This is a genomic window from Rhizobium sp. WYCCWR10014 (assembly GCF_001657485.1).
Classification (GTDB): Bacteria; Pseudomonadota; Alphaproteobacteria; order Rhizobiales; family Rhizobiaceae; genus Rhizobium.
In genome coordinates, this window is record NZ_LXFU01000022.1 from 34,044 (window position 1) to 49,845 (window position 15,802).

A 15,802-nucleotide genomic window follows, 5' to 3' on the forward strand; every position below is an offset into this window, starting at 1 on the left:
TTGTTGTTGGGCGATCTTCTTCAGGTCTTGCGTTTAAGGATACTTGAAAGCCACTTGGCCTGCTGGCCGCTGAGAAGGCTGCGATAGCGCTCCTGGCTTGCCGCCAGATGGGCGCGCATGGCGGCGCGGGCGGCTTCCGGGTCCCCGGCAGAAATCGCCTTCAAAATCGCCAAATGCTCGCGCTGCAGGCCTTCCTGATAGCCACGCGACAGCGTGCTATCCGTACCCCAAGGCGAGGCGACGTCGCAGGGGATGGCCCGCATGCCAAGCGCATCGAGAACTTCGACATAATATGAATTGTTGGTGGCAGCCGCGATTTCTCGGTGGAAAGCGAAGTCGCTCTTGCCGGTTGCTTCGCCGCGCTCGAGCAGCCGGTCGAATTCGAAGAATGCTTCCTGAATCTGAGCTTCCTGAGCCGCATTGCGCCGTAGCGCAGCAAGCCCTGCGCTCTCGATTTCCAGCCCCATGCGCACCTCGATTATGTTGAGTGCATGGGAAACCTTGTTGCCGACATCGGCGCTGATCGAACCGAAGGCAATCGTCGGATGGTTCTTGACGAAGACGCCGGCGCCTTGCCGCGCCTCGACGAGGCCGTCGGCGGCAAGGGTTGCAATCGCCTCACGCACAACGGTGCGGCTGACGCCGAAGAGTTCGCCCATCCGGGTCTCCGTCGGCAGCTTTTGGCCGGGCGCGTATACTCCGGACACGACCTGAGCGCGGATCGCCGAGACGACGCCTTCGGAGAGTTTCGGCTTTCGCTCGACCCTGAAATCTGCGGCCGTGTCGCTCGCCATGTCGCACTCCTATTTGAACACGCTCGGCAGCCACAGCGAAATCGCCGGGATGTAGGTGACCAGCCCGAGCACCACGATGCCCGCACCGTAAAACGGCCAGATCGAGCGCATGGCCTCCCAGACCGTGATCTTGCCGACTGCGCAAGCCACGAATTGTACCGCGCCGACGGGAGGCGTGTTCAGCCCTATGCCGAAATTCAGGATCATGATCACGCCGAAATGCACCGGGTCGACACCGTAGGCCTGTGCAACCGGCAGGAAGATCGGCGTGCAGATAATGATGGTCGGCCCCATGTCCATAAACGTGCCGAGCACAAGCATGAGGACATTGAGCAGGAGCAGCACCGTCAGCGGATCGTCGGCGACGCTCTTCATCCAGAGCACCAGCGAGGCAGGCACCTTCAGGAAGGCCATCAACCAGGAGAAGGCGGCGGCCGTGCCGATAATCAAAAGCACCATTGCCGTCGTGCGTACGGCGCCCTGCGTGGCGTGAACGAAGTCTCTCCAGCTCATCTGCCGGTAGACCAGGAGAGTTATCAGCAGCGCGTAGAGCACCGCGATGCAAGAGCTTTCCGTCGCAGTGAAGACGCCGGACCTCACCCCGCCGAAGATGATGGCGATCAGCAGCAGCCCGGGCAGTGCGACGGCGAACAAATGAGCCACCATGACAAAGCCCGGAAAGGGCTCCGTCGGATAGCCGCGCGAGCGCGCAACGATGTAGGCCGTCACCATGAGCGCGACGGCAAGCAATAGTCCGGGCAACACGCCGGCGGTGAACAGGTCGGCGATGGAGATCTTGCCGCCGGCAGAGATCGAATAGATGATCATGTTGTGGGAGGGCGGCAGGAGCAGTGCGATCAGCGCTGCCATTGACGTGACGTTCACCGCATAATCGGCGCCATAGCCGCGCTGCTTCATCTGCGGGATCATCAGGCCGCCGACGGCTGCCGCCTCTGCCACCGCCGAACCGGAGATGCCGCCGAACAGCGTGGCGGTGACGATGTTGACCTGGCCGAGGCCGCCGCGCACGTGGCCGACCAGTGATGCGGCGAAGGCAACGATGCGGCTGGCAATGCCGCCGCGCACCATCAGATCGCCGGCGTAGATGAAGAAGGGGATGGCAAGGAGCGAAAATACGCTCATGCCGGAATTGAGCCGCTGGAAGACGACCAGCGGCGGCAGGCCCATGTAGAGCACCGTGGCGAAGCTGGCGACGCCGAGGCAGAAGGCGATCGGCGTGCCTATCAGCATCAAGGTGGTGAAAACACCGAACAGGATCCAGAGTTCCATCGCGCTACACTTTCAATTTGACGTTCGGATCGGCATTGATGTTTTCAATCTCGACAGCGATTTCCGCCGGCAGAATCTCATCCAGCGCATCGTCAATCGGTTCGCCGGCGAGGCGGAGCACGATGCGCTCCAGCGAGAAGATGACGGCAAGCACGCCGCCGCCTGCGAGCGGCAGATAGTCGAACGCGCCGGAAATACCCAGCGACGGCAAGGTGGTGTTCCAGGTCAGGCTCATGAGCGCGCCGCCGTACCAGACCATGCCGGCCCCGAAGGCGAGAATGACGACGTCCGAGATCATGCGAAGGACGCGCTTGCCGGATTTCGGCAGCACATAAAGCAGCACGTCGAAACCAAGATGATTATTCTCCCGGATGCCGACGGCGGCGCCGAGGAAGATGAACCAGCTCATCAGCATGACCGAGCCCGGCTCCGTCCAACTCGGCGAGTCGTTCAGCACATAGCGGCAAAATACCTGCCAGGCGACAAAGACCGTCATCAGCACCAAGCCGGTGCCCGCAAGCCAAAGGGCGGCGTTGCTCAGGCGGGTCAGAAAATTGACGACGGGTGTCAGGTTGTTCGACATAAGGGCCTCGTCGAAATTGGGCGCTCACTCTCCCTTGTCGGGAGGAAACGAGAAAGAAGTGCACGAAACGGCGGGTAAACCGAGGTGGCGATAACTGTCCACCCCGATAACCGACGCCGCTTCCCGCAAAAGAGGAAGGCAAGCTATGGCTATTGCACAGCCTTCACATCCTCGACCATCTTCTTCAGCACGTCGTCTTTCACGTGCTTTTCGTAAACCGGGGCCATGGCGTCGATGAACCCCTGCTTGTCCGGCGTGCTGATCTGGGCGCCGAGCTTTTCGACATTGGTGCGCGATTCAGTAACCTTGGCTGACCACAGCTCGCGCTGCTTGGCGACGCTGTCCTTGGCGGCCTGTTTGAAGATCGCCTGATCCTCCGGCGTCAGCTTGTCGAACGCTGCCTTGTTCATGACGAACACCTCCGGCAGGATCGTATGCTCGTCGAGCGAGTAGTTCTTCGCTACTTCGGCGTGCTTGGCTGTGTCGTAGCTCGGGAAGTTGTTTTCCGCCCCGTCGATGACGCCCGTTTCGATCCCCGAGTAGACTTCTCCATAGGGCATCGGCGTGGCATTCGCGCCGAGGGCCGCCACCATGTCGACGAAGATATCGGACTGGATAACGCGGAACTTCAGACCTTTCATATCGGCAACCGAACTGATCGGCTTCGTTTTGTTGTAGAACGAGCGCGCGCCGGCATCGTAGAAGGCAAGCACCACCAGACCGGCCGGTTCGAACGCCTTCTTGATCTGGTCGCCGATGGCGCCGTCCATGACCTTGTGCATGTGCTCTTCCGAACGGAAGATATAGGGCAGGGCCGGAACGATCGATTCCTTCACAGTGCCGTTGAAGGGCGCCATTGACACGCGATTCAGCTCGATGACGCCGGAGCGCACCTGCTCGATCGTGTCTTTCTCCTCGCCGAGCTGGGCGGAATGATACACTTCCAGGGAATAGCGGCCCTGCGTGCGCTCCTTCAACAGCTCGCCGAAATATTTGACGCCCTCGACTGTCGGATAGCCGTCCGGATGAGTATCGGACGATTTCAGCACCGTTTGAGCGCTGGCCGCGCCGCTCATGAATGAAGCGGCAACCATAAGACCGGCCGCAAGTCTAACGAAATTTTTCATGCTCTCCTCCCGTTTTGCATGATGATGAATTCTCAGAGTCGGTATCCCCGGCTTCGCGACTTAGAGGACGGTCCTCTGCACGCTTGGCCTCCTTCCAGCATTTCCACAACCGGGCACTGATGGTCCGGCACCAAGGCTGTGCGGGTCGGAAGAGGCTCATCGAGACATACCAACATGGCTCAGCGTGCTCATCGGGGCCGATGAAGCAGTTGCTTACCTCTACACGCGAACACTTTCGCTCTTATCGTGGAAACAGAAGACTTGGATCAATAGCCTCCTCTATTCTTGCCGTTCCTCCGACCGGCTTACTATGGCTAGAACCTGTATAGTATAATGTCAACATACAAAAGCTGTGTAGTTGTATGATGAATTTTCGCCGCTGCGTGGTCTCCGATCGACAGCTGTGGAAGCGCGAGCAGGCAAGGTTGGGGATGCGGGCGACAGCCTTGTGGTGGAGACATACGCTTCGTAAGAACTCTCAGGCTCGTTCATTTACACTGGTGTTGCTCGGCGGATCGCCAGATGTTTAGTCTCATGCCTTGGTTGGCAGAGACGTGCGCCGCAAAAATCTAGGGTTAGATACCTCAGCGCGCGGCGATCCTTCAGATTTGTTCGTCGCGTTTCAAGTTTTTGTTTTTACGCATCTCGTCCTCGCAAAAACCGATGCACAGTTTTGCGCGACGCGCTTTAGCGCTTGCGGATCAGGAAGCGGTGGCCGCTTTCGGTCTTTTCCGTCTCGACCAGTTGGTGGCCGTCCTCATTGCAGAAATGCGGCATGTCGATCACGGCCAGCGGATCGGTGGTGTCGATGCGAATGAGCGCGCCGCTTGCCATGCCGGCAAGCTTCTTGCGCGTCTTGATGACGGGGAGTGGGCATTTCAGGCCGCGAAGATCGTAGAGAACGGGGTTCAAGCCGTTCAGTTCCTCGCCCAGAATTTCCAGAACGGCTTCTTTGCCGTAGCTTCCGCCGTTTCCTGCGGTTCGGGAGCCGTGTAGGCGAGCGCATTCTGCATCGGGTTCTGCATCGGCACCGGCACGACCGCAGGTGTCGCGGCAGCGACGGCCATTGGCTGCGGCTGGGCAGGTGCTGCAGGCGTGGCGCCAGGCGCGCTTTTGGCAGCGAGGCCCTGCGCGGTGCGCTTGGCCATCATGTCTTCGAGTTCGGCGACCTTGACCATGCGGCCGGCTTCCAGCGAGGTACCGGTCGGGGCGTAAGCAAGTTCGCGGCCCTTGCGCAGCTTGGCGACCACGGCCTTGCGCTCGGCTTCCGTGGGATCGTACCAGGCCATGCCGTCAAATTTGCTCATCGCCTTGGCATAATCGGCATCATAGGTCTTGCCGTAGGAGGCAAGAGCTGCGGTCAGCGCCGGTGGCATCGACATAGCAGGGCACTTGCCGGCGGCATTGAAGGCTCCGCCGTCGGTCGCCTGCTGATTGAAGACGTATTTCTTCTCGCAGACATTCACCTCAGGCGGGCGCTTCGTCACTTCGAAATTGTCGTAGCCGACCTTCAGCATCTTCCAGAAGTCGTAACTGCTGTCGAGGCGATGCTTGACCATGTTTTCCGCCGTCATGCGGAAGGGGAAAGCCTGCAGCTGCACCGTCGCCTGGCCGCCCTTGAAAGCGTCGCGGGCAAACGCGTAGATTTCCAGCACCTGCTGGTCGGTCATCGAATAGCAGCCGGAGGACGAGCAGGCGCCGTGGATCATCAGATCGGAACCGGTGCGGCCGTTCGCCGCGTCGTAGCGGTTCGGGAAGCCGGTGTTGATCGCCAGATAATATTTGGAATTGGGGTTCAGGTTGGCGCGCGTCAGGTCGTAGAAACCTTCCGGCGCCTGCCGGTCGCCGGTCTTTACCTTCGGGCCGAGACGGCCGGACCAGGCGCAGATCTTGTAATCGGCGATCTTGTCGAAGCGGTTGTCGGTCTTCGCCTTCCAGATCTCCATGGCACCTTCTTCCTTGAAGATGCGGATCATGATCGGCGAATTGCGGTCCATGCCCTTGGCGGACATCTGCGCCAGGATATGGCTGGGAAGCGGCTGCTCGACCTTGTTCTTGACCTTGGAAAGATCGACCTGCGCGGTTTCCAACGCGTCATTGCAGCCGGACAGAGCCAGCGTCATGAGGGAGATATAGGCAAAATGACGTATGCGCATCCAAACTAGCCCATAAAGATAGTGCGACCCGGTCCGCCTATGGAGTCCGGGCATCAGAAGGAATCATAGGCGGCTTATACTTTATAAAACCTTACCAGCCTATGACTTTGCCACGAACATCCCCGCAAGCGCGAGTGTTACAGATAACATCAATGTGGCCAAGATTTGGCCCCAATCGGTGAAGAGCCCAATGTTCGCTAGAGATTGCGGCCCATGGCGAGGAATTTCTGGCGGCGGTCGTTGCGCAGCTGCTCGCCGGTGCGGGGTGCCATTTCGGCCAGAGCATTGGCGATCACATCGCCGGTTGCGGCAATCACGCTGTCGGGATCGCGATGCGCGCCACCGAGCGGCTCGGAAATGATGCCGTCGATGATGCCGAGCGATTTCAGGTCCTCGGCGGTGATCTTCATGTTGGTCGCCGCTTCCCGGGCGCGGGTGGAATCGCGCCAGAGGATGGAGGCTGCCCCTTCCGGCGAGATGACGCTGTAGATCGAATGTTCGAGCATATAGACCTTGTTGCCGGTGGCGATGGCGATGGCGCCGCCCGAGCCGCCTTCGCCGATGACGACGGAGACGAGGGGAACCTTGACACCCAGGCACATTTCCGTCGAACGGGCGATCGCCTCGGCCTGGCCGCGCTCTTCGGCGCCGACGCCGGGATAGGCGCCTGCAGTATCCACCAGCGAAATCACCGGCAGGCCAAAACGATCGGCCATTTCAAGAATGCGGATCGCCTTGCGGTAGCCTTCCGGGCGGGGGCTGCCGAAATTGTGCTTGATGCGGCTCTTGGTGTCGTTGCCCTTTTCCTGGCCGATGACGGCGACGGGCTGGCCGCGGAAACGGGCAAGGCCCGCCTGGATCGCGGCATCCTCGGAAAACTTGCGGTCGCCGGCGAGCGGCGTGAATTCCTGGAACAGGGTCTTGGCGTAATCGACGAAATGCGGGCGCTGCGGATGACGGGCGACCTGCGTCTTCTGCCAGGGATTGAGCTTGGAATAGATTTCGACGATCGCCTCGCGGACGCGAACCTCCAGCCGGCCGATCTCATCGGTGGTGTCGATGCTCTCGTCTTCCGTTGCGAGCTTCTTCAGCTCGATGATCTTGCCTTCGAGGTCGGAGATCGGCTTTTCGAAGTCGAGATAATTGTGCATGAGGTGCGTTTCCGTTCCTTGTGCCCGGGGCGTTTTCCTGGCTCCGCCCCATGTCGCCGGTCCTATTCGTGCTTTTTCGCCTGTTTGGCAAGGGGGTGATGCGTCTGGACAAGCTGCTGCAGCCTCTCTTCGAGGACATGTGTGTAGATCTGCGTGGTCGAAATGTCCGAATGGCCGAGGAGTTCCTGCACGACACGCAGATCGGCGCCGTTGGCAAGCAGGTGGCTGGCAAAGGCGTGGCGCATGACATGCGGCGAGATCAGCGACGGCGTCAGGCCGGCGCGGATCGCCAGGTTCTTGAGGTCGCGGGCAAAAACCTGGCGCGGCAGGTATCCCTCCTTCGAGGCGGCGGGAAACAGCCAGGCGCTTTCCTGCGGCTCCTTCATTGCTGCATTTTCCGCCGCCAGCAGGCGCCCGTAGGATTTCAGGGCTGATATTGCCGAATGCGACAGAGGCACCAGCCGCTCCTTGTTGCCCTTGCCGCGGATCATCAGGAAACGGCCTTCCTGATCGAGCACACGGGCGGGGAGTGAGACGAGTTCGCTGACCCGCATTCCGGTGGCATAGAGCAGTTCCAGCAGCGCCAGCATGCGCAGGCGCTGCAGTTGGCCCGGACCCGCATCCTCCGCCTCGGCCTCAGCCCGCGAAAGCAGCCTGCCGACCTCTTCGACGCCCATCGTCTTCGGCAGCGGACGGCCCTTCTTCGGCGCGTCGAGTATGCCTGTCGGGTCGTCGGTCCTCAGGCCCTCGGCATAGAGGAACTTGTAGAACTGCCGCATGGCGGCAAGCCGGCGCGCCTGGGACGAGGGTTTGAAGCCCTTTCGGGCGAGCGAGGAGAGATAGGCGGCGAGATCGGCGGAGGCGGCTTCGGTGAGCCGTATGCTGCGCTCTTTCAGGAAGGAGCGGACGTCGTCGAGATCGCGTTCATAGGATTGCAGCGTGTTGGCGGCAGCACCCCGCTCGGCGCTCATCATCTCCAGAAATGATTCCACATGGACGCGGCCGAGATCCACCATGCCGGTCACTTCCTGGTCGTGTCGATCGCACCCGTGGCGGGCGGATTGACCCGCTCGGACGGAATGCGGATCGTCACGTCGCGCTGCTGCGGCTCCACGAAGGTCACAAGCGCCAGCATCGCTCCGTAAACCGTCCCGGCGAGGATCGCGCAGACGAACAGGAAACGGAACAGGGTCGGCATCCAGCAACTCCTTCATGCTCTGCTTCTGTTATAAGAAGCCTATCTGCAAGTGCAAGAAGCGGTATTCAAGCCATGATTCCCTTGCCTGCGACTTGACGCTCCACCTGCATTTGTCGATACCGTTTGCAAACAAAGTGTGAATGGACCGATGAGTGAACAACTGCTGACCGTTGCTGACAGCTTGAAAGACAGAGCTCGCGCCGCGCTTGGTTCACGCAATCTGATCCTTGTCGGCCTGATGGGCGCTGGAAAATCCTCCGTCGGGCGCATCGTCGCCAGCCAGCTCGCCATTCCTTTCATCGACAGCGATCTCGAGATCGAGCGGGTGTCGCGCATGACGATCGCCGAGCTTTTCGCCGCCTATGGCGAGCAAGAGTTCCGGGCGTTGGAAGCGCGGGTGGTGAAGCGGCTGCTAAAGAGCGGGCCGCGTGTCGTCTCCACCGGCGGCGGCGCCTTCATCAACGACCGGACGCGCAAGCATATCAAGAAGGGCGGTCTCTCCGTCTGGCTGAAGGCGGATCTCGACGTGTTGTGGGAGCGTGTCAACAAACGCGACACGCGGCCGCTGCTGAAGACCGAAAATCCGAAGCAGACGCTCGAGGGCCTGATGAATGCGCGTTATCCGATCTATGCGCAGGCCGATATCACCGTGCTTTCGCGCGACGTGCGCAAGGAAATCATGGCCGACGAGGTGCTGGAGGCCGTGATCGAAGCTCAGAAGGAAAGTGCAGCGTCATGAATGCGAGAACCTCCGCCTCCGCCATCCGAACGGTGCATGTGCCGCTCGGCGAGCGCGCCTACGACATCCTGATCGGGCCGGGGTTGATTGCTCGGGCCGGCGCCGAGATCGCCTCTCGGCTGAAGGGCCGCAAGGCGGCTGTTGTCACCGACGAAAATGTCGCTCCGCTCTATCTCAAGGCCCTCGTCGCAAGTCTGGATGAAGCGGGCATTGTCTCGGCTGAGGTCGTCCTGCCGGCCGGCGAGAAGACCAAGAGCTTCGAACATCTGATGACGGCCTGCGACAAGGTGCTCGAAGCCCGCGTCGAGCGCAATGATTACGTCATCGCGCTCGGTGGCGGCGTTATCGGTGATCTTTCAGGATTTGCGGCCGGCATCGTCCGCCGCGGCGTGCGCTTCGTCCAAGTGCCGACCTCGCTGCTGTCGCAGGTCGATTCCTCCGTCGGCGGCAAGACCGGCATCAATTCCCGCCACGGCAAGAATCTGATCGGTGTTTTCCATCAGCCGGACCTGGTTCTGGCCGACACGGATGTGCTGAATTCGCTGAGCGCGCGCGAATTCCGCGCAGGTTACGCCGAGGTCGCGAAATACGGGCTGATCGACAAGCCGGATTTCTTCGCCTGGCTGGAAGCGAACTGGAAGGCGGTTTTTGCCGGCGGCTCCGCGCGCATCGAAGCGATTGCCGCGAGCTGCCAGGCGAAGGCCGATGTCGTCGTTGCCGACGAGCGCGAGAATGGTCAGCGGGCGCTGCTCAATCTCGGCCATACCTTCGGTCATGCGCTGGAAGCGGCGACCGCCTATGACAGTTCCCGCCTCGTGCACGGCGAGGGCGTTTCGATCGGTATGGTGCTGGCGCATGAATTCTCCGCACGGATGAACCTTGCAAGCCCCGACGATGCGCGCCGCGTCGAGCGGCATCTGAAGGAGGTCGGCCTGCCGACCCGCATGTCCGACATTCCGGGCGAATTGCCGCCAGCCGAAACGCTGATGGACGCGATCGCCCAGGACAAGAAGGTCAAGAGCGGCAAGCTCACCTTTATCCTGACGCGCGGCATCGGCCAGTCCTTCGTCGCCGACGACGTTCCGGCGTCCGAAGTGATCAGCTTTCTTCGGGAAAAACACGCCTGATGTCGGTCGAAGGCGCTCTGGCATTTCTTTCGACATACTGGCCGGAGATCCTTTCGATCACGGCGCTGGTGCTCATGTCCGCCTTCTTTTCCGGCTCCGAGACTGCGTTGACCGCCGTTTCGCGCAGCCGTGTCCATACGCTCGAGGTCAATGGCGACAAACGCGCCGGCCTCGTGCGGCAGTTGATCGAGCGGCGCGACCGGCTGATCGGCGCGCTGCTCATCGGCAACAATCTCGCCAATATCCTGTCTTCCTCGATCGCCACGAGCCTCTTCCTCGGGCTCTTCGGCAGTTCCGGCGTGGCGCTGGCGACGCTTGCAATGACTGTCATCCTGGTCATCTTCGCGGAAGTGCTGCCGAAGAGCTGGGCGATTTCGGCGCCTGAGCGCTTCGCACTCGCCATCGCGCTGCCGGCCAAGCTCTTCGTTGCCGTCGTCGGCCCGGTTTCCTCCTTCGTCAATGCGGTCGTGCGGCAGATTCTTTCGCTGTTCGGCATCAATCTCTCACGCGAGACATCGATGCTGACGGCGCATGAGGAACTGCGCGGCGCCGTCGATCTGCTGCACCGCGAGGGATCGGTGGTTAAGGCCGACCGCGACCGCCTCGGCGGCGTACTCGATCTTAGCGAACTCGAACTGTCCGACATCATGGTCCACCGCACCGCGATGCGGGCGATTAACGCCGAGGATCCACCGGAAGCGGTGGTGCGCGTCATCCTTGAAAGCCCCTATACGCGCATGCCGTTGTGGCGCGGCACGATCGACAACATTATCGGCGTCGTCCACGCCAAGGATTTGCTGCGCGCGCTTGCCGAACCGAACATGGAGCCGCAGAACCTCGATATCGTGAAGATCGCGCAGAAGCCGTGGTTCGTGCCCGACAGCACCAACCTCGAGGACCAGCTCAACGCCTTCCTGCGCCGCAAGCAGCATTTCGCCGTCGTCGTCGATGAATATGGCGAGGTGCAGGGCATCGTCACGCTGGAGGATATTCTCGAGGAAATCGTAGGCGACATTTCCGACGAGCACGATATCGAGATACAGGGTGTGCGTCAGGAGGCCGACGGTTCCGTCGTCGTCGACGGCGGCGTGCCGATCCGCGACCTGAACCGGGCGCTCGACTGGAGCCTGCCCGACGAGGAGGCGACGACGATCGCCGGCCTCGTCATCCACGAATCGATGACCATCCCGGAAGAGCGTCAAGCCTTCACCTTCTACGGCAAGCGTTTCATCGTCATGAAGCGGGAGAAGAACCGCATCACCAAGCTGCGCATCCGTCCCGCCGGGGAGGACGGTGCAAAGCCCAGCTGATTCCAGTCATTCAAATTGTTACAGCGTCCTTTTGCGCGTCTGAAAAGACGCGCGGCGCTGTAGGATTGCGGGCCGCCAATGCCTATATAGGCTTTGGTGCCGCTACCAGCGGGTCGGTTCGCCGGGTGCTGCCGGTTCGACGGCCAGCGCATGCAGGCCGGCATCGAGCTCCGGTTTCAACAGGTCGGTAATCGCCCGGTGGCGCGCCAGCCGTGACATGCCGGCGAATTTTCCGGAAACGATCCTCACTCGCATATGGGTTTCGCCGGTGCCGGTGATATCAGGCTGGTGGCCGGCATGCAGATGGCTTTCGTCGATGACGCTTACGCGTTCGGGCGCGAAGGCTTCGACAAGTTTTTCTTCGATGCGGGTTCGCAGGGTCATCATCCGGTCTTGCTGGTTCGCGAAAAGGGTATCTACCAAGCCAGCAACATTCCCGTTTGTCAATTCTTGTTGTCGCTTCGCGACAGCCCCATAATTAGCGCCGTCATGAGACTTGATTCCAAATATTTCGATCGCATCCGAACACGCCGCAAACGCGAGCCAGAGACAGAGCAGGCGCCGCCTACCTGTCAGTGGGACGGGTGCGACAAGAAGGGGGCGCATCGCGCTCCCGTCGGCCGCAATGCGGAAGGCCAGTTCTTCTTGTTCTGCTTCGAGCACGTCAAGGAATACAACAAGGGCTACAACTATTTCTCCGGTCTTTCGGACGGCGAGATCGCGCGTTACCAGAAAGAGGCGATCACCGGTCACCGGCCGACATGGACGGTCGGCGTCAACAAGGCGGCGAAGGACAGTCCGCTGCATTCGGAGATCCGCTCCGGCGCCTATACCCGCGTTCGCGATCCCTTCGGCTTCGTCAAGGAAGGCGGCAAGGGCAGCGGGCCGCGTTTTCCGCAGGCGCGCAAGCTGAAGTCGCTCGAGACCAAGGCCTTCGAAACGATGGGCCTCGATGCCAATGCGACATCGGCGGAGATCAAGAGCCGCTACAAGGAACTGGTGAAGAAACACCATCCCGATGCCAATGGCGGCGATCGCGGCTCGGAGGAGCGTTTCCGCGCCGTCATCCAGGCCTATCAATTGTTGAAGCAGAACGGTTTTTGTTAATTCCCGTCCTTGCTCTTGGGCTTCAATCGGGTATGGTCCAAATCGGCTGAGGCCGCAGGCAAACGCGGCTCATATTTGTGCGTTTTCCCGACATCGCCTCCGCCGACCTTCCGGACGCGGCGTTTCTTGTCCGGGACTTTTCAAGAATGCTCGCACGCGGTCATTATCCCGCCGAGGTTTCGTTTCAGTCCCGGAGAAGCATCGCCGACGTTCCGACCTGGACGGGCGCGGAATAAAAAAACGCGGCGTCACGGTTGCGACATGGCCTGAGACAGTATGGCCGGGTGGTATCACCCGCCTTGGAGACACGATGAGCAAGATCGACCTGGATATATCAGAACTGCCCGATACCACCGTTTCGGTTCGCGAGGCCTTCGGTATCGATTCCGACATCCGCGTTCCCGCCTACAGCAAGGGCGACGCCTATGTGCCGGACCTCGATACCGACTATCTGTTCGACCGCGACACGACGCTCGCCATTCTCGCTGGCTTCGCCCATAACCGCCGCGTGATGATCTCCGGCTATCACGGCACGGGCAAGTCCTCGCATATCGAGCAGGTGGCGGCGCGCCTCAACTGGCCTTGCGTGCGCATCAACCTCGACAGCCACGTCAGCCGTATCGATCTCGTCGGCAAGGATGCGATCGTCGTCAAGGACGGGCTGCAGATCACCGAGTTCAAGGACGGCATCCTGCCCTGGGCCTATCAGCACAATGTCGCGCTGGTGTTCGACGAATATGATGCCGGCCGCCCCGATGTGATGTTCGTCATCCAGCGCGTGCTCGAATCCTCCGGCCGGCTGACGCTGCTCGACCAGAGCCGCGTCATTCGGCCGCACCCGGCCTTCCGTCTGTTTGCGACTGCGAACACGATCGGCCTCGGCGACACGACCGGCCTCTATCACGGCACGCAGCAGATCAACCAGGCGCAGATGGACCGCTGGTCGATCGTCACCACGCTGAACTACCTGCCGCATGATCACGAAGTGAATATCGTCGCCGCCAAGGTGAAGAGCTTCGGCAGTGACAAGAACGGCCGCGAGACGGTTTCGAAGATGGTGCGCGTCGCCGACTTGACGCGCGCGGCCTTCATGAACGGTGATCTGTCCACAGTCATGAGCCCGCGCACGGTCATCACCTGGGCCGAAAACGCCGAGATCTTCGGCGATCTTGCCTTCGCCTTCCGCGTCACCTTCCTCAACAAGTGCGACGAGCTGGAACGCCCGTTGGTCGCCGAGCACTATCAGCGCGCCTTCGGCGTCGAGCTGAAGGAAAGTGCCGCCAACATCGTTCTCGGGGCTTGAGACCGACCGATCATGGCAGCTCGCGGTGACAATTCGAAAGCAAAACCCGGCGCGCCTGTCGACGTCGAGCCATTGCGCCGGGCGATAACCGGCTGCGTGCGCTCGATCGCCGGCGACGGCGATGTCGAGGTGACCTTCGCCAATGAACGGCCGGGGATGACCGGCGAGCGCATTCGGCTGCCGGAACTTTCCAAGCGGCCGACGGCGCATGAGCTGGCGGTCACCCGTGGTCTCGGCGATTCGATGGCGCTGCGCCTTGCCTGTCATGACGAGAAGATGCATGCGACGATGGCGCCGCAGGGCTCGGACGCCCGAGCGATCTTCGATGTGGTCGAGCAGGCGCGCGTCGAATCGATCGGCGCGCTGCGCATGGAGGGCATGGCGTCGAACCTGCGCTCCATGACGGAAGAGAAATATTCCAAGGCGAATTTCACCGGCATCGAGCGCCAGGAAGACGCACCGGTCGGCGAAGCCGTTGCGATGATGGTGCGCGAGAAGCTGACCGGCCAGCGCCCGCCGGCCTCTGCCGGCAAGGTGCTCGATCTCTGGCGTGGCTTCATCGAGGACAAGGCGGGAACTGAACTCGACAACCTGTCTAGCGCGATCAACGACCAGCAGGCCTTTGCCAAGGTCATCCGCAACATGCTGTCGGCCATGGAAATGGCCGAGGAATACGGCGACGACGACAGCGATGCCGACAATGACGACCAGTCGGAGCAGGAAGATCAGTCGAGCGGCGACGAGCAGGATCAGGACGAGGTCGACGAGGATGCCGGCACGGATGCCGCCCCCGTCGAGGACAGCGAGGTCGCCGACGAGCAGATGGAGGACGGCGAGACCGAAGGCGCCGAAATCTCCGACGACGACATGATGGAAGAAGGCGAGGACGATTCGGAAACGCCGGGCGAGACCCGCCGTCCAAACACGCCTTTCGCCGATTTCAACGAGAAGGTCGATTATCACGTCTTTACCGAAGAGTTCGACGAGATCATCACCGCCGAGGAACTTTGCGACGCCGCCGAGCTTGAGCGCCTGCGCGCCTTCCTCGACAAGCAGCTGGCGCATCTGCAAGGTGCCGTCGGCCGTCTCGCCAACCGGCTGCAGCGTCGCCTGATGGCGCAGCAGAACCGCTCCTGGGATTTCGATCTGGAAGAGGGCTATCTCGATCCGGCTCGGCTGCAGCGTATCATCATCGACCCGATGCAGGCGCTTTCCTTCAAGATGGAGCGCGACACCCAGTTCCGCGATACCGTCGTCACCCTGCTCATCGACAATTCCGGCTCGATGCGCGGCCGGCCGATCACGGTTGCCGCCACCTGCGCCGACATTCTCGCCCGCACGCTGGAGCGATGCGGCGTCAAGGTCGAGATCCTGGGCTTTACGACCAAAGCCTGGAAGGGCGGGCAGGCGCGTGAAAACTGGCTTGCCGGCGGCAAGCCGCAGACGCCGGGCCGCCTCAACGACCTGCGCCATATCATCTACAAGTCGGCCGACGCGCCGTGGCGGCGCGCGCGAGCCAATCTCGGGCTGATGATGCGCGAGGGCCTGCTCAAGGAAAATATCGACGGCGAGGCGCTGATCTGGGCGCATAATCGCCTGCTCGCGCGCCGCGAGCAGCGCCGCATCCTGATGATGATCTCGGACGGAGCGCCGGTGGACGATTCGACGCTGTCGGTCAATCCGGGCAATTATCTCGAGCGCCACCTGCGCGCCGTCATCGAACAGATCGAGACGCGATCGCCTGTCGAACTGCTGGCGATCGGCATCGGCCACGACGTGACGCGCTACTATCGCCGCGCCGTGACGATCGTCGACGCGGACGAGCTTGCCGGCGCGATGACCGAGCAGCTTGCCTCACTGTTCGAAGACCAATCCGTGCAGCCGCGCGGCGGCCGGATACGCCGTGCCGGCTGACGC

Annotated in this window: 16 protein-coding genes; 6 read left to right on the forward strand and 10 right to left on the reverse strand. The window is 61.4% G+C overall.

Annotated features, from left to right (window positions below; translation table 11 throughout):
* Nucleotides 1-20: 20 nt before the first annotated feature.
* The 9 genes from A6U98_RS02045 to A6U98_RS36620 all read right to left on the reverse strand — a co-directional run bounded on the left by A6U98_RS02045 (nucleotide 21) and on the right by A6U98_RS36620 (nucleotide 8,299).
* Nucleotides 21-794 (reverse strand): FadR/GntR family transcriptional regulator, encoded by a 774-nt coding sequence (locus tag A6U98_RS02045; protein ID WP_064647631.1) that lies wholly within the window; start codon nucleotides 792-794, stop codon nucleotides 21-23.
* A gap of 9 nt (nucleotides 795-803) precedes the next feature.
* The gene (locus A6U98_RS02050) at nucleotides 804-2,084 is read right to left on the reverse strand and encodes a TRAP transporter large permease (RefSeq protein WP_064647634.1); all 1,281 of its coding nucleotides are present in this window, start codon (nucleotides 2,082-2,084) and stop codon (nucleotides 804-806) included.
* A 4-nt stretch (nucleotides 2,085-2,088) separates the two neighbouring features.
* A complete protein-coding gene (locus tag A6U98_RS02055; protein WP_064647636.1) occupies nucleotides 2,089-2,667 on the reverse strand; it encodes a TRAP transporter small permease in 579 nt (192 codons plus the stop codon).
* Between the two features lie 149 nt (nucleotides 2,668-2,816).
* The gene (locus A6U98_RS02060) at nucleotides 2,817-3,794 is read right to left on the reverse strand and encodes a TRAP transporter substrate-binding protein (protein WP_064647638.1); all 978 of its coding nucleotides are present in this window, start codon (nucleotides 3,792-3,794) and stop codon (nucleotides 2,817-2,819) included.
* Between the two features lie 687 nt (nucleotides 3,795-4,481).
* Nucleotides 4,482-4,706 carry a sulfurtransferase TusA family protein gene (locus A6U98_RS02065; protein ID WP_064647640.1) on the reverse strand — a complete coding sequence of 75 codons (225 nt, stop codon included), beginning with the start codon at nucleotides 4,704-4,706 and terminating at the stop codon, nucleotides 4,482-4,484.
* 5 nt (nucleotides 4,707-4,711) lie between these two features.
* Nucleotides 4,712-5,950 carry a murein L,D-transpeptidase family protein gene (locus tag A6U98_RS02070; protein ID WP_064647642.1) on the reverse strand — a complete coding sequence of 413 codons (1,239 nt, stop codon included), beginning with the start codon at nucleotides 5,948-5,950 and terminating at the stop codon, nucleotides 4,712-4,714.
* Between the two features lie 197 nt (nucleotides 5,951-6,147).
* The gene (locus A6U98_RS02075) at nucleotides 6,148-7,101 is read right to left on the reverse strand and encodes an acetyl-CoA carboxylase carboxyltransferase subunit alpha (protein WP_064647644.1); all 954 of its coding nucleotides are present in this window, start codon (nucleotides 7,099-7,101) and stop codon (nucleotides 6,148-6,150) included.
* A 62-nt stretch (nucleotides 7,102-7,163) separates the two neighbouring features.
* Nucleotides 7,164-8,117 (reverse strand): site-specific tyrosine recombinase XerD, encoded by a 954-nt coding sequence (gene xerD, locus A6U98_RS02080; RefSeq protein ID WP_064647646.1) that lies wholly within the window; start codon nucleotides 8,115-8,117, stop codon nucleotides 7,164-7,166.
* Nucleotides 8,118-8,122: 5 nt separating this feature from the next.
* On the reverse strand, nucleotides 8,123-8,299 hold the full coding sequence (locus tag A6U98_RS36620) for a hypothetical protein (RefSeq protein WP_012759201.1): 177 nt from the start codon (nucleotides 8,297-8,299) through the stop codon (nucleotides 8,123-8,125).
* Nucleotides 8,300-8,447: 148 nt separating this feature from the next.
* Between A6U98_RS36620 and A6U98_RS02085 the strand changes: the two genes are divergently transcribed.
* From A6U98_RS02085 to A6U98_RS02095, 3 genes are read left to right on the forward strand one after another with little or no spacing between them, the layout of a single operon-like run.
* The gene (locus A6U98_RS02085) at nucleotides 8,448-9,038 is read left to right on the forward strand and encodes a shikimate kinase (protein ID WP_027682636.1); all 591 of its coding nucleotides are present in this window, start codon (nucleotides 8,448-8,450) and stop codon (nucleotides 9,036-9,038) included.
* A complete protein-coding gene (aroB, locus tag A6U98_RS02090) occupies nucleotides 9,035-10,165 on the forward strand; it encodes a 3-dehydroquinate synthase (RefSeq protein WP_064647648.1) in 1,131 nt (376 codons plus the stop codon). Before A6U98_RS02085 ends, aroB begins: the two co-directional genes overlap by 4 nt.
* Nucleotides 10,165-11,475 (forward strand): HlyC/CorC family transporter, encoded by a 1,311-nt coding sequence (locus A6U98_RS02095; protein WP_064647650.1) that lies wholly within the window; start codon nucleotides 10,165-10,167, stop codon nucleotides 11,473-11,475. The genes aroB and A6U98_RS02095 overlap by 1 nt, the downstream gene beginning before the upstream one ends.
* 102 nt (nucleotides 11,476-11,577) lie before the next feature.
* Here A6U98_RS02095 and A6U98_RS02100 read toward each other — a convergent pair whose 3' ends face one another.
* A complete protein-coding gene (locus tag A6U98_RS02100; RefSeq protein ID WP_018243805.1) occupies nucleotides 11,578-11,862 on the reverse strand; it encodes a BolA family transcriptional regulator in 285 nt (94 codons plus the stop codon).
* A 102-nt stretch (nucleotides 11,863-11,964) separates the two neighbouring features.
* Here A6U98_RS02100 and A6U98_RS02105 point away from each other — a divergent pair, with 102 nt between their 5' ends.
* The 3 genes from A6U98_RS02105 (at nucleotide 11,965) to cobT (ending at nucleotide 15,799) form a co-directional block, all read left to right on the forward strand.
* The gene (locus A6U98_RS02105) at nucleotides 11,965-12,582 is read left to right on the forward strand and encodes a J domain-containing protein (protein ID WP_011653732.1); all 618 of its coding nucleotides are present in this window, start codon (nucleotides 11,965-11,967) and stop codon (nucleotides 12,580-12,582) included.
* Nucleotides 12,583-12,892: 310 nt separating this feature from the next.
* Nucleotides 12,893-13,885 (forward strand): cobaltochelatase subunit CobS, encoded by a 993-nt coding sequence (cobS, locus tag A6U98_RS02110; RefSeq protein WP_064647653.1) that lies wholly within the window; start codon nucleotides 12,893-12,895, stop codon nucleotides 13,883-13,885.
* Between the two features lie 12 nt (nucleotides 13,886-13,897).
* Nucleotides 13,898-15,799: a cobaltochelatase subunit CobT gene (gene cobT, locus A6U98_RS02115; protein WP_064647655.1), complete on the forward strand. Its 1,902-nt coding sequence runs from the start codon at nucleotides 13,898-13,900 to the stop codon at nucleotides 15,797-15,799.
* Nucleotides 15,800-15,802 lie beyond the last annotated feature (3 nt).

What these genes read in the sequence shown, in the direction of transcription:
- A6U98_RS02045 (WP_064647631.1), bottom strand. Translation starts at nt 794, where the DNA reads ATGGCGAGCGACACGGCCGCAGATTTCAGGGTCGAGCGAAAGCCGAAA.
- A6U98_RS02050 (WP_064647634.1), bottom strand. Translation starts at nt 2,084, where the DNA reads ATGGAACTCTGGATCCTGTTCGGTGTTTTCACCACCTTGATGCTGATA.
- A6U98_RS02055 (WP_064647636.1), bottom strand. Translation starts at nt 2,667, where the DNA reads ATGTCGAACAACCTGACACCCGTCGTCAATTTTCTGACCCGCCTGAGC.
- A6U98_RS02060 (WP_064647638.1), bottom strand. Translation starts at nt 3,794, where the DNA reads ATGAAAAATTTCGTTAGACTTGCGGCCGGTCTTATGGTTGCCGCTTCA.
- A6U98_RS02070 (WP_064647642.1), bottom strand. Translation starts at nt 5,950, where the DNA reads ATGCGCATACGTCATTTTGCCTATATCTCCCTCATGACGCTGGCTCTG.
- A6U98_RS02075 (WP_064647644.1), bottom strand. Translation starts at nt 7,101, where the DNA reads ATGCACAATTATCTCGACTTCGAAAAGCCGATCTCCGACCTCGAAGGC.
- xerD (WP_064647646.1), bottom strand. Translation starts at nt 8,117, where the DNA reads ATGGTGGATCTCGGCCGCGTCCATGTGGAATCATTTCTGGAGATGATG.
- A6U98_RS36620 (WP_012759201.1), bottom strand. Translation starts at nt 8,299, where the DNA reads ATGCCGACCCTGTTCCGTTTCCTGTTCGTCTGCGCGATCCTCGCCGGG.
- A6U98_RS02085 (WP_027682636.1), top strand. Translation starts at nt 8,448, where the DNA reads ATGAGTGAACAACTGCTGACCGTTGCTGACAGCTTGAAAGACAGAGCT.
- aroB (WP_064647648.1), top strand. Translation starts at nt 9,035, where the DNA reads ATGAATGCGAGAACCTCCGCCTCCGCCATCCGAACGGTGCATGTGCCG.
- A6U98_RS02095 (WP_064647650.1), top strand. Translation starts at nt 10,165, where the DNA reads ATGTCGGTCGAAGGCGCTCTGGCATTTCTTTCGACATACTGGCCGGAG.
- A6U98_RS02100 (WP_018243805.1), bottom strand. Translation starts at nt 11,862, where the DNA reads ATGATGACCCTGCGAACCCGCATCGAAGAAAAACTTGTCGAAGCCTTC.
- A6U98_RS02105 (WP_011653732.1), top strand. Translation starts at nt 11,965, where the DNA reads ATGAGACTTGATTCCAAATATTTCGATCGCATCCGAACACGCCGCAAA.
- cobS (WP_064647653.1), top strand. Translation starts at nt 12,893, where the DNA reads ATGAGCAAGATCGACCTGGATATATCAGAACTGCCCGATACCACCGTT.
- cobT (WP_064647655.1), top strand. Translation starts at nt 13,898, where the DNA reads ATGGCAGCTCGCGGTGACAATTCGAAAGCAAAACCCGGCGCGCCTGTC.